A 12,148-nucleotide genomic window follows, 5' to 3' on the forward strand; every position below is an offset into this window, starting at 1 on the left:
AACTCCGCCCCCACCCCGCCATTCCCCTTCGCCCTCCCCTATGCTATCGCCTGCGGCCATGAGCACACGCATCGACGCCCGCTTCGAAGCCCTGCGCGCCGAGGGCCGCGCCGCCCTCGTGACCTTCGTCATGGCCGGCGACCCGGACCTCGAGACCTCGCTCGCTCTATTGAAGAGCCTGCCCAAGGCCGGCGCCGACGTGATCGAGCTCGGCATGCCCTTCACCGATCCCATGGCCGACGGCCCCGCCATTCAGGCGGCCGGCCTCAGGGCGCTGCATGCGGGCATGACGCTCAATAAGACGCTCGAGCTGGTCCGCGCCTTCCGCGCGCAGGATCAGGCGACGCCGATCGTGCTGATGGGCTATTACAACCCCGTCTATGTGCATGGCGTGCCCGCCTTCCTCGAGGAGGCGAAGGCGGCCGGCGTCGATGGGCTCATCATCGTCGATCTTCCGGCGGAGGAAGACGCCGAGCTGTGCCTGCCGGCGCGCGCGGCGGGGCTGAACTTCATCCGCCTGGCGACGCCCACCACGGATGACAAGCGCCTACCCAAAGTGCTCGAAAACACGAGCGGATTCGTCTATTATGTGTCGCTCACCGGCATCACCGGCGCGGCGCTCTCGGATTATTCGGGCGTGTCGGAGGCGGTCGCGCGCATCAAGCGCAGCACGCCTCTGCCCATCGCCGTCGGCTTCGGCGTCAAGACGGCGGAGAACGCCGCCGCGATCGCGCGTTACGCTGATGGCGTGGTTGTGGGAACGGCGCTGGTCGATGCGCTGGCGAAATCGCTCGACGCGGAAAATCGCGCCGGTCCGCGGACGGTGGAGGCGGTGACGAGCCTCGTCGCCGATCTCTCCCGCGGCGTGCGCGGCGCGCGGGCGCAAGAGGCGAAGAAGGACGAGCCCTTCTCGCTGAAATCGGCCTTGGGGGCGCTCGCGAGGCTTTGGTCATGAACTGGTATTCCAACGTCGTTCCGCCCAAGATCAAAGCCCTCATCAAGCGCGAGGCGCCGGAGAACGCCTGGGTCAAATGCCCGGAGAGCGGCCAGCTGGTGTTCCACAAGGACATAGAGGACAATCTCTATGTCGTGCCGGGCTCCGGCTATCACATGCGCATTCCGGTGGAGGCGCGGCTCGCCGGCCTCTTCGACAATGGCGAACATGACATCGTGCCGACGCCGGATGTTCCGAGCGATCCGCTGAAGTTCCGCGACATCAAGCGCTATGTCGACAAGATCAAGGAATATCGCCTCAAGACCGGCCATCAGGACGCGGTGACGATCGCCTATGGCAAGCTCGAGGGCGCGGCCGTCACTGTCGCCGTGCAGGACTTCGAGTTCATGGGCGGCTCGCTGGGCATGGCGGCGGGCGAGGCGATCATCGCCGGCATGAGCCACGCCATAGAGAAGCGCACGCCCTTCATCATTTTCACCGCCTCCGGCGGCGCGCGCATGCAGGAGGGCATGTTCTCGCTGATGCAGATGCCGCGCACCACCATCGCCGTGCGCCGGCTGCGCGACGCGCGACTGCCCTATATCGTCGTGCTCACCAATCCGACGACCGGCGGCGTCACCGCCTCCTACGCCATGCTGGGCGACATTCACATCGCCGAGCCCGGCGCGATCATCGGCTTCGCCGGCGCGCGCGTCATCGAGCAGACGATTCGTGAGAAGCTGCCCGAGGGCTTCCAGCGCGCCGAATATCTGCGCGACCATGGCATGGTGGATATGGTGGTGCCGCGCACGGAAATGCGCGAGACGCTGGCCCGGCTCTGCGCGCTGCTGACCAAAGCGCCGCGCCGCGCGGCCTAGAGCATGTTCCCGAAAAGCGCCAAGCGGCTTTCGGAGACGAACATGCGAGCTCGAATCTTTCCAGGAGCGCATTCGGACGTGATTCGTCCGAATGCGCAATAAGAAGCGAAAGCCAGTCCCATGGATCAGCGCGACGCGATTCTGACGCGCTTGCTGGACCTTCATCCCAAGAAGATCGATCTGTCCCTCGGACGGACCGAATGGCTGCTGGCCGAAATGGGCCATCCCGAGCGCCGGCTGCCGCCGATCATCCATGTCGCCGGCACCAATGGCAAAGGCTCGACGCTGGCCTTTCTGCGCGCCATTCTGGAGGCCGCCGGCCAGCGCGTTCATGTCTACACCTCGCCGCATCTCTTGCGCTTCAACGAGCGCATCCGCCTCGCCGGAACGCTGGTGGACGACGCCCGCCTGCAAAAGGCGCTGGAGGATTGCGAGCGCGCCAATGGCCAGCGGCCCGTGACCTTCTTCGAGATCACCACCGTCGCCGCCTTCGCGCTCTTCGCCGAGGAGCCCGCCGATTGGCTGCTGCTGGAGACTGGCCTCGGCGGGCGCTATGATTCGACCAATGTGATCGAGAGCCCCAAGGCCACGATCATCACATCCATCTCGCGCGACCATCCTGAGTTTCTCGGCGATACGATCGAGAAGATCGCCTATGAGAAGGCCGGCATTTTGAAGCGCGGCGCGCCCGCGATCATCGGCTTTCAGCAGCATGACGGCGCCCGCGACGTGCTGGAGCGCGAGGCGCGGCGCGTCGGCGCGCCGCTCTCCATCGCCGGCGAGGATTTCCATATTCGCGAGGAGAATGGCCGCTTCGTCTATGAGGACGAGCGCGGCCTGCTCGATCTGCCGCTGCCGCGCCTGCCCGGCCGCCATCAGCAGGCCAACGCCGCCGGCGCCATAGCCGCGCTGCGCGCCGTCGCGCCGCATATTGGGCCTGAGCATATAGAGGCGGGCCTCACCCGCGCCGAATGGCCGGCGCGGCTGCAATTGCTCTCGCGCGGACGGGTGGCGGATCTGGTGCCGCCGGGCTCGGAAGTCTGGCTCGACGGCGGCCACAATGACGACGGCGGCCGCGTGCTCGCCGAGGCCATGGCGCAATTCGAGGAGAAAAGCGCCCGGCCGCTGGTCTTCGTCTGCGGCGCGCAGGTGACGAAGGACATTCGCGCGCTGATAAAGCATTTCGTCGGCCTCGCGGGCGAGGTCGTCGCCGTGCCGGTCGAGGGCGAGCATAAGAGCTGGCCGCCGGAAGAGATCGCCGCGCTGGCCTGCGCCGAGGGCATGAGATCGGCGGCGGCGCAGAGCGTCGAGGAGGCGCTGGCGATCATCGCGCAGCGCAGCTATGTGGTCCCGCCGCGCATATTGATCGCCGGCTCGCTCTATCTCGCCGCCGGCGTGCTGGCGCTGAACGGCTCCGTCATAGAGTGAAGCGACGCCTCTCCCTTCTCCCGCTTGCGGGAGCAAGGTGGCCCCGCAAAGCGGGGTCGGATGAGGGTCCGCGCCGGAAAGAGCCTCACCCTTTCGCGAGCGCTTCCAGCAGCTTGCGCGCCGCCGGACCGGAGGACGCCGGATTCTGTCCGGTAATCAGCGATCCGTCCCGCACCACATAGCTCGCCCAGTCCGCGCCTTTCGAGAAAAGCCCGCCCTTGGCGCGCAGATCGTCCTCCACCAGAAACGGCACGACCCCGGTGAGGCCCACGGCCTCCTCCTCGCTATTAGCGAAGCCCGTCACCTTTTTGCCCGCGACGAGCGGCCGTCCGTCCGGCGCGCCCACATGTCGCAGCACGCCCGGCGCATGGCAGACGAGGGCGATGGGCTTTCCCGCGCGGATGAAAGATTCCAGCAGCGCGATCGAATGCGCGTCCTCGGCGAGATCCCAGAGCGGACCGTGGCCGCCGGGGTAGAACACCGTGTCGAAATCCTCCTGGCGGACGTCGGCGAGCGGGACCGTCTGCGCGAGCTGCGCCTTCGCCGCCGCATCCGCCTCGAAGCGTCGCGTGAGGTCGGTCTGGAAATCCGGCTCATTGCTCTTAGGGTCGAGCGGCGGCTGGCCGCCCGCGGGCGAGGCCAAGGTGAGCGTCGCCCCTGCGTCCTGGAAGGCGTAATAAGGGGCGGCGAGCTCTTCCAGCCAGAAGCCGGTCTTGCGGCCGGTGTCGCCGAGCCGATCATGCGATGTGAGCACGATGAGAATTTTCATGGGGCCGCTCCGTCGTCTCGCTTTTTCGCGCAAGCGCTCGCCGGAAGATAAGGAGCCCACCGGCAGGCGCCCACTCCAATTCGCCTGCGGCGCCACTTGGATTTCGGAAGAAATTGCTCCACAAGCGTCCTGCCTCTCCCGCCGCGGGCCGAGGCGAGATCGAAAGAGCGCCTGATCGATGACCCTAATGTTGACGAGCGTCGCCAGCGTGGCGGAAGCCGAGATCGCCACCGCTGGCGGAGCGGACGTCATCGATTGCAAGGACGCCACCCGCGGCGCTCTCGGCGCTCTGCCCGTGGCCGAGGTCGCGGCGATCCTGCGTTCCGTCGCCGGTCGCCGGCCGGTCAGCGCCGTCGTCGAGCTGTCGCATGATCCGGCTGTGGCGCGCGCGGCGATAGAAGAGACCGCCGCGCTCGGCGTCGCTTTCGTCAAATTCGCGCTGCCGGCGACGCCGGACGCCGATGCGCTGATCGCGGCTCTGGCTCCGATCGCGCAGCGCGTGCGGCTCGTCGCCGTGCTCTTCGCCGATCTCGGGCCGGACCTCGACGTTCTGCCGCGCCTCGCCGCAGCTGGCTTTGCCGGCGCGCTGCTGGACACGGCGCATAAGGGCAAGGGCAGGCTCATCGAGCATTTCGACATTGGCGCGCTCTCTTCCTTCGTCGAGCGCTGCCATGCGCTGGGCCTCGAGGCGGGGCTCGCCGGCTCGCTGGAGGCGCCGGACGTTCCGCGCCTTCTGGTGACGGGCGTCGATGTGATGGGCTTTCGCGGCGCCCTCTGCCGCGACCACGACCGCAAGAGCGCGATGGACGCCACGGCCGTCGCGCTGATCCGCGATCTCATCCCCGGCGGCCCGGCGCGGGCGAGCGGCAAGGGGGCCGCGCTCGCCGCCAATGTCGATTGGTCGCTGGTCGTCGGCCGCGGCTATCTCGAGAGCCGCGAGCGCACGCGCGAGGTGGACCATGTCTTCGTGCGCGATCTCGTCATTCCGGTCGAGATCGGCGCTTATGATTTCGAGCGCGGCCGCACGCAGCGAGTGCGCTTCAATGTCGATGTCGATGTGACGCGCGTCTCCGCCGGCGGCGACGACATGCGCAATGTCTTCTCCTATGACGTCATCATGGACGCGATAAAGATGATCCTCGCCTCGGGCCACATAGAGCTCGTGGAGACGATCGCCGAGCGCCTCGCCGAGCTGGTGCTGCGGCACGAGCGCGTGCAGGCGCTGACCGTGCAGGTGGAGAAGCTCGATGTCGCGCCGGGCGCGGTCGGCATTCGCATCCGCCGCGAGCGCCAGGCCGAGACCGCCAAGGTTCACAACCTCTTTCCGGGCCTTCCCGATGCCGCCGAGCCCGAGCGCTGAGACGCGGCCTCTCGTCGTCAAGCTCGGCGGAAGCCTCGCCGCCTCCCCCGCCTTGCGCCAATGGCTGGCGGCGCTGCGCGCCTATCCCGGGCCTCTCACCATCGTTCCCGGCGGCGGCCCTTTCGCCGATGCGGTGCGAAGCGCGCAGGAGGCGCTGCGCTTCTCCGACGCGGCCGCGCATGACATGGCCATAATGGCCATGGAGCAATATGGACGCGCATTATGCGACCTCGAGCCGGGCCTCCTTCCCGCCGCGACGCCGCAGGAGGCGGCGGCCACGCATGCCCGCGACGCGGTCGCAGTGTGGAGCCCGGTTGCGATGACGCGCGCCGATCCCCAGATTCTAGCGAGCTGGGACATGACGTCCGACAGTCTCGCGGCCTGGTATGCGCATGAGGCGGGAACGCGCGCGCTATTGCTGATCAAGAGCGTCGATTTCCCACCTCCCCCTGAAGGGGAGGGTGGGGGCGCCGCATCGATCGTCGATCCCTGCTTCGCGCATTATGCGCGCGGGCTCGACGTCTACATCGCCGGCCCCGCGGCCTTGCGCGAGGCGCCTGAAACTTTCGCACGCGGCGGCCTTCCCGGCGCGCGCTTCGATTTCACCAGAGAGCAAAGCATCGCATCATGAAAAAGGTCGTCACGCCGCGCTGGGGCTGGGCGCTCACCGGCTCGGGACATTTCTTCACCGAATGTCTCGACATCATCCGCTCGCTCGACCATGTCGATCTCTTCGTCAGCAAGGCGGCGGCGGAAGTCATCCGCATGTATAAGCACAGGCTCGAGGACATGCCGGACCATGTGCGCGTGTTCAAGGACACGACGGCCAGTTCCGTTCCGGTCGGCGGCTTCTATCACAGCTATTATCACACGCTGATCGTCGCGCCGGCGACCTCCAACACGGTCGCGAAATTCGTCTATGGCATCTCCGACAATCTCGCGACCAATGTCTTCGCCCAGGCCGGCAAATGCCGCGTGCCGACGGTGGTGTTCGCCTGCGATACGGCGCCGGAGCTGGAGACGCAGGCGCCCGATCGCAAGGTGATGGTCTATCCGCGCCGCATCGACCTCGAGAACACCGACAAATTGAAAAACTTCGAGGGGACGCAGGTCGCCGAGAGCCTCGCCGCTCTGCATGAGGCCGTCGAGCGCCGGCGCCGCGAGCTTTCCGCTCGGGAGCCGATCGGGAATGTCTGAGCGCCTTTTGTTCCTCACCGGCCATCTCGCTCTGCCGCGCCTCGAGCGCATGTTGGCGGGCTTCGGAGAGGAGGCCAGGGACTGGCGCATCCACGACATAGGCGTGAAGGTCGCGGCGCTGATGACGCAGGAGATCATCCTGCGCCGCCTGCCGCGCCCGCTCACGGCCGATCGCGTCATATTGCCGGGCCGCTGCCGCGCCGATCTTTCCGCTCTCGCGGAGGCCTTCGGCGCCCCTTTCGAGCGCGGGCCGGAGGAGATCGCCGATCTTCCCGCTTTCCTCGGCAAGCGCGGCGGCAAGGCCGATCTGACGCGCCATGACATGCGCATTTTCGCCGAGATCGTCGACGCCTCCATCATGAGCGTGGAGGAGGTGATCGCCCGCGCGACGATGCTGAAAGAGGCGGGCGCCGACGTCATCGATCTCGGCTGCCTGCCGGACACGCCATTTCCGCATATGGAAGAGACGATCGTCGCGCTGAAAGAGCGCGGCTTTTCCGTCAGCCTCGATTCAGCGAAGCGCGACGAGCTGGAGCGCGGCGCGCGCGCCGGCGCCGATCATCTCTTGAGCCTCGACGAGCATACGCTCTCGATATTGCCGGATAATTCGCCGCTGGTTCCGATCCTCGTGCCCAATCCGCACGGCGATCTCGACTCTCTGCAACGCGCCGCGCGCATCGCCGAGCGACGCGGCATTTCCTACATTCTCGATCCGATCCTCGATCCCATTCACTTCGGCCTCGCCGCCTCCATAGAGCGCTATGTCGAGACGCGCCGCCGCGAGCCCCACGCCGAAATGATGATGGGCACGGGCAATCTCACCGAATTGACCGACGCCGATTCCTCGGGCGTCACCGCCGTTCTGCTGGGTCTGTGCTCCGAGCTGGACATTCGGCATCTGCTCACCGTGCAGGTGAGCCCGCATACGCGCCGCACGGTGCAGGAGCATGACGCGGCGCGGCGCATGCTGTTCGCCGCGCGCGCCGACGCCGCTCTGCCCAAAGGCTATAGCGACGCGCTGCTGCAAATCCACGACAAGCGCCCTTACGCCGCGACGCCGGACGAGATCGCCGAGCTCGCGCGCGAGCTGCGCGACGAGAATTTCCGCATAGAGGTCGCCGCGGACGGCATTCACATTTACGCGCGCGGCTTTCATCGCGTGGCGCAGGACGCAATGTCGCTCTTTCCCGAGCTCGGGGTCGAGAAGGACGGCGCCCATGCCTTCTATCTCGGCGCGGAACTGATGAAGGCGGAAATCGCTTTTCGTCTGGGCAAGCGCTATCGGCAGGACGAGCCGCTGGACTTCGGCTGCGCTTCGGATAGATCGCAGGAGGACGAGACGCGCCTGCGCGAGGCCGGACATACGCTGCGCAAGGCGCGGGAATGATGGATATCTCACGGGACCCGAGCGGGAGCAGCAGCCGATGCCGATGATCCGCGAATGCATCGTCACCACGGTCGGCCCCACGGGCCAACATCACATCGCGCCGCTCGGGCTCATCGAGCAGGACGGATTCTGGGTCATCGCGCCCTTCCGCCCCTCGACGACGCTCGCCAATCTCGAGGCCGCGCCCTTCGCCACGGCCAGCTTCATCGACGATGTGCGCATTTTCGCCGGCTGCGTCTGCGGCAGGAGCGACTGGCCGATGGAGCCGGTCCCCGAATGGCCGGCGCCGCGCCTTTCCACCGCCCTCTCGCACGCCGAGCTGGAGGTAGCGCGCAACGAGGGCGACCCTCAGCGGCCGCGCTTTTTCTGCCGGATAAGAAAAATCGTCTCCCACAAGCCCTTTTTGGGGTTCAACCGCGCTCAATCGGCGGTGGTCGAGGCCGCTATTCTGGCGACGCGGCTCGGAATGCTTCCCCGCGAAAAAATCGACACAGAAATGGCCTATCTCCGCATAGCGATCGACAAGACGGCCGGGGCCGCCGAGCGCGAGGCGTGGGAGCTGGTGACGGCCAAGATCGAGGCTTATCTTCAAACACAGTCGAAATGACCGATTCGCCCCTCGGGGGCGGAACGGCGCGGCGCGCCGGCGGCTCGCTCGATTAAATTTCGACACAAATTTTCACGAAGGATGGACAATGTCCGAAGCAATGACGACAGAGCATCTCGAGCACGCGGAGCATGCCGAGCATGTCGCCCATGAAGGCACGCCCTTCATGACGCAGGTCTCGATGACGATCGCCGTTTTCGCCGTCGTCGCCGCGACCATCGGCAGCCTGGAGACGATCGAGACCGCCGCCACGCTCGGCGCGCAGAACGCCGCCGCGCTCAGCCAGAGCAAGGCGAGCGATCAATGGGCTTTCTTCCAAGCCAAGAGCATCAAGAAGAGCGTGAACGAGGTCGCCGCCAAGCAGGGCGGCCCGCAGGCCGATCCGCTGGCCCGCGAGGCCAAGCGCTATGACGACGAGAGCAAGGCGATCAAGGCCGAGGCCGAGGCGCTCGAGCATCGGGTCGAGGAGCATTTGCACGAGGCCGAGCATCACGAGCATCGCCATCACATTCTGACGATGGCGGTGACGCTGGTGCATGCGGCGATCGCCATTGCGACCATCGCGATCATCACCCGCGGCCGCAAATGGCCATGGTATTCCGGCCTCGCTCTCGCCCTCTCGGGCGTTCTTCTCGCCGGCTACGCCTATATTTGAGCATAGCGCTTCGGCCGGGACCGCGGCGCAGCGTCGCGGCCGCCCCGGCCGAAGCCGGCCAAAAATCCGCGCATTGCCGAGTTTTCGGTCATTATTTCGTAGACTTGTCTCATTTTTAGCGACGACCGGCTCGCGCCGAGCCACCTCGCCGCCAGCGGAGCGCGGGTTGCTTTTTCAGCCGCCATCGCAATCTCTCCGCTTGTGGAGTGCCTCCGATGTCTGCATTGAGCGAATGGCTCTTCGGCGTCGACAATCTGACGCCGCATGGTTTCTGCCTCCTCTGGGAGCCGGGCCTGATCTGGCTCTTCGCGATCTCCGACGGCTTGATCGCGCTGGCCTATTTCTCCATCCCGCTGGCGCTGGTCATCATCGGGCAGAGACGCGCGGACCTCGTGTTTCGGCCCCTGCTATGGCTGTTCGCCGCCTTCATCCTGCTCTGTGGCGCCACGCACTGGCTCGATGTCGTGACCTTGTGGAAGCCGGTCTATGGCGTGCAGGGAATCGTCAAGGCGGCCACGGCGCTCGCCTCGCTCGGGACCTCGATCGCGCTATGGTGGTGGCTGCCGAGCTTTCTGGCTCTGCCCTCGCCCGATCAGCTGCGCAGGGCCAACGCCGCGCTGCTGGAGAGCGAGGAGCGGCTGGCCCATGCGCAGAAGATGGAGGCGATCGGCCAGCTGACCGGCGGCATTGCGCATGACTTCAACAATGTGCTGCAGGTGGTCATCGGCTCGCTCGGCGTCATAGAGCGGCAATTGGCGCGCGGGCGCGCCGAGGAGATCGGCCCGTCGGTGGCCGCGATTCGCAAGGCGGCAAGCTCGGCCTCCAATCTCATCGACCGTCTGCTCGCCTTCTCCCGCCGCCAGACGCTGCTGCCGCGCGTCATCGAGCCGGACAGGCTGGTCGTCGGCCTCGAGGATATGCTGCGGCGCACGCTCGGCTCCGGCGTCGAGCTCGATCTGCGGCTCGGCCGCTGCCGGCGCAGCGTCGTCTGCGACCCGTCGCAGCTCGAGAGCGCGCTGCTCAATCTGGCCATCAATGCGCGCGACGCCATGCCGGCCGGCGGCGTGCTCGAGATCGCGACCGCAGATCGCCGGCTGGACGCCGACCCCGACGATCCCGACGCCACGCCCGGCGATTATGTGGAGATCCGTGTGAAGGACAATGGCGCCGGCATGAGCCGCGAAGTGCTGGCGCATGTCTTCGAGCCTTTCTTCACCACCAAGCCGACCGGGCGCGGCACGGGCCTCGGCCTCTCGCAGATTTATGGTTTCGTGAAACAGTCCGGCGGCTTCGTGCGCATCGACAGCGCTCCGGGAAAAGGAACCAGCGTGCGCCTCTATCTGCCTGGACGCGACCAGCCCAGCCTCGCGCCGGGCGAGGCCTTCGCCGCCCTGGAGGTCGTGGAGCAGAAGCAAGATTACGCCGCGCCCTGCGGAAAGACACTGCTCGTCGAAGATCAGCTGGAAGTGCGCATGCAGATCGCCGACGCGCTCGAGGAGATGGGCTGCGATGTCATAGAGGCCGATGACGGAAACGCCGGGCTGAAGGTGCTCGAATCGGGCGAGAGCTTGCGCCTGCTGGTCACGGATGTCGGCTTGCCGGGCGTGAGCGGACGCCATCTGGCCGAAGCCGCTCGCGCCGCTCACCCCGATCTCCCGATCCTGCTCATCACCGGCTATGCCGGCAAATCGCTCGACAGCCTCGATCTCGCATCGAACATAGAAGTTCTGCGCAAGCCCTTCACGCTCGAGGAGCTCGCCGCCCGCGTGAAGATTTTGCTGGCGCGCGCCGCCGCCGCGGAATAGCCCCCGCTCAGCCGGAAGCGAGCAGAGCGACCGCGCAGGCCGGCGCGCAATCGGCGGCGGCCGTCGCGACCTCCGGGACCGAATCGATGAGATCGGCGATATCGCGATAGGCGCGGCCTTCGGCCAGAGCGAGGCGCGCGACCAAGGCGCGGCCGACGCCGGCGCCTACGATGGGCGCGCCTTCCGCCATTGCGGCGCGCGAGCGCAGCAGCGCGATCTGATCCTCGATCGAACGCATCTGCGCGCGCGCGAGAAAATCCGCGAAGGCGCGCCATTGCGCGGGCGAGGCCTCGGCGGCGTCGCGGCCGGCGAGGCGCGCGAGGCGGGCGATCGATTCGGCGACGCTCTTGCCGCGCCCGTCCGCGGTCGGCTCGGCGTCCTCTGCGACGAGATCGCCGGTCACGCGGCGCACATCGGCCATGGTCGCGAAATTCTCGCGCGCCGGCGGCGTCCAGCGGCCCGCAAAGGGCGCGAGCGTCACGCCGGCGAGCGGATCGCCGCGCGAGAAGCCCGTGTAGACCAGCTCGCCATTGGCGAGGCGCTCTGCGTCGCCGCCGCCGAGGGCGCCGACGCGGCCGCCGGAAATGGGGACGAGATCGGTCGTCGTCGAGCCCATGTCGATGAACAGCGCCTCGGGGAGTCGCCGCGCGACCAGCTCCGCGCTCGCCCGCCAATTGGCGGAGGCGATGGCCTGCGCCGCGCCGCGAACCTCGGCGAAGGGAAGGAAGCCGCCCTCCCCGGCGTAGAACAGAGTCTCGGCCCCCTTCACGCGCCGGGCGACCGCGGAGGCGATGGCGGCGACGCCGGCGGCGCGCGTCTCGAAAGCGTCGGAGAGCTCGGCCGTCATGGTGACGGCGAATCGATCCGCGGCGCCGAGGCGGGCGACCGCCTCCTCTATCGCGGCCTCGAGCCGCGCGAGGCCGTAATGCGGATTGCAGGGCAGCAGCAGGACCTCGACGATCCGCCCGTCAATGGCGCGCGCGGCCTTGAGATGCGCGCCGCCTATGTCGAAGCCGATGACGCTGGCCATGAGCCTTTCCGTTTCGATCGGCGCGTCGCGCGCGCCTTTAAAAAGCAAAAGGGGAGCCGCGAACGGCTCCCCCGATGATAAGTGATCCGGTCGAAGCC

12 protein-coding genes are annotated in these 12,148 nt (G+C 67.2%); 10 read left to right on the plus strand and 2 right to left on the minus strand.

Annotated features, from left to right (window positions below; all coding sequences use genetic code 11):
• Nucleotides 1-58: 58 nt before the first annotated feature.
• From trpA to EDE12_RS00445, 3 genes are all read left to right on the plus strand, one after another.
• A complete protein-coding gene (gene trpA / locus EDE12_RS00435; RefSeq protein WP_026600049.1) occupies nt 59-955 on the plus strand; it encodes a tryptophan synthase subunit alpha in 897 nt (298 codons plus the stop codon).
• Nucleotides 952-1,812, plus strand: a complete 861-nt coding sequence (accD, locus tag EDE12_RS00440) for an acetyl-CoA carboxylase, carboxyltransferase subunit beta (RefSeq protein WP_024878535.1) — start codon at nt 952-954, stop codon at nt 1,810-1,812. Before trpA ends, accD begins: the two co-directional genes overlap by 4 nt.
• 120 nt (nt 1,813-1,932) lie before the next feature.
• The gene (locus tag EDE12_RS00445) at nt 1,933-3,240 is read left to right on the plus strand and encodes a folylpolyglutamate synthase/dihydrofolate synthase family protein (protein WP_026600048.1); all 1,308 of its coding nucleotides are present in this window, start codon (nt 1,933-1,935) and stop codon (nt 3,238-3,240) included.
• A gap of 85 nt (nt 3,241-3,325) precedes the next feature.
• Here the strand turns inward: EDE12_RS00445 and EDE12_RS00450 are convergent, their stop codons facing one another.
• On the minus strand, nt 3,326-4,009 hold the full coding sequence (locus EDE12_RS00450; RefSeq protein WP_026600047.1) for a type 1 glutamine amidotransferase domain-containing protein: 684 nt from the start codon (nt 4,007-4,009) through the stop codon (nt 3,326-3,328).
• 178 nt (nt 4,010-4,187) lie between these two features.
• On the opposite strand from EDE12_RS00450, the gene EDE12_RS00455 reads away from it, so the two are divergent.
• The 7 genes from EDE12_RS00455 (at nt 4,188) to EDE12_RS00485 (ending at nt 11,020) form a co-directional block, all read left to right on the plus strand.
• The gene (locus EDE12_RS00455; protein ID WP_024878532.1) at nt 4,188-5,369 is read left to right on the plus strand and encodes a (5-formylfuran-3-yl)methyl phosphate synthase; all 1,182 of its coding nucleotides are present in this window, start codon (nt 4,188-4,190) and stop codon (nt 5,367-5,369) included.
• Nucleotides 5,347-6,000 (plus strand): aspartate kinase, encoded by a 654-nt coding sequence (locus EDE12_RS00460; RefSeq protein WP_026600045.1) that lies wholly within the window; start codon nt 5,347-5,349, stop codon nt 5,998-6,000. The genes EDE12_RS00455 and EDE12_RS00460 overlap by 23 nt, the downstream gene beginning before the upstream one ends.
• Nucleotides 5,997-6,566 carry a flavoprotein gene (locus EDE12_RS00465; protein ID WP_024878530.1) on the plus strand — a complete coding sequence of 190 codons (570 nt, stop codon included), beginning with the start codon at nt 5,997-5,999 and terminating at the stop codon, nt 6,564-6,566. The genes EDE12_RS00460 and EDE12_RS00465 overlap by 4 nt, the downstream gene beginning before the upstream one ends.
• Nucleotides 6,559-7,953, plus strand: coding sequence for a DUF6513 domain-containing protein (locus tag EDE12_RS00470; protein WP_026600044.1), 1,395 nt, complete (start codon nt 6,559-6,561; stop codon nt 7,951-7,953). The genes EDE12_RS00465 and EDE12_RS00470 overlap by 8 nt, the downstream gene beginning before the upstream one ends.
• 37 nt (nt 7,954-7,990) lie before the next feature.
• Nucleotides 7,991-8,560: a DUF447 domain-containing protein gene (locus EDE12_RS00475; protein ID WP_026600043.1), complete on the plus strand. Its 570-nt coding sequence runs from the start codon at nt 7,991-7,993 to the stop codon at nt 8,558-8,560.
• 88 nt (nt 8,561-8,648) lie between these two features.
• On the plus strand, nt 8,649-9,215 hold the full coding sequence (locus EDE12_RS00480; protein ID WP_026600042.1) for a DUF4337 family protein: 567 nt from the start codon (nt 8,649-8,651) through the stop codon (nt 9,213-9,215).
• A 215-nt stretch (nt 9,216-9,430) separates the two neighbouring features.
• Nucleotides 9,431-11,020: an ATP-binding protein gene (locus EDE12_RS00485; protein WP_024878526.1), complete on the plus strand. Its 1,590-nt coding sequence runs from the start codon at nt 9,431-9,433 to the stop codon at nt 11,018-11,020.
• A gap of 7 nt (nt 11,021-11,027) precedes the next feature.
• On the opposite strand, the gene EDE12_RS00490 is transcribed toward EDE12_RS00485, so the two are convergent.
• The gene (locus tag EDE12_RS00490) at nt 11,028-12,050 is read right to left on the minus strand and encodes a hydantoinase/oxoprolinase family protein (RefSeq protein WP_026600041.1); all 1,023 of its coding nucleotides are present in this window, start codon (nt 12,048-12,050) and stop codon (nt 11,028-11,030) included.
• Nucleotides 12,051-12,148 lie beyond the last annotated feature (98 nt).

This window comes from Methylosinus sp. sav-2 (assembly GCF_004366495.1).
In the GTDB taxonomy this organism is placed as follows: domain Bacteria; phylum Pseudomonadota; class Alphaproteobacteria; order Rhizobiales; family Beijerinckiaceae; genus Methylosinus.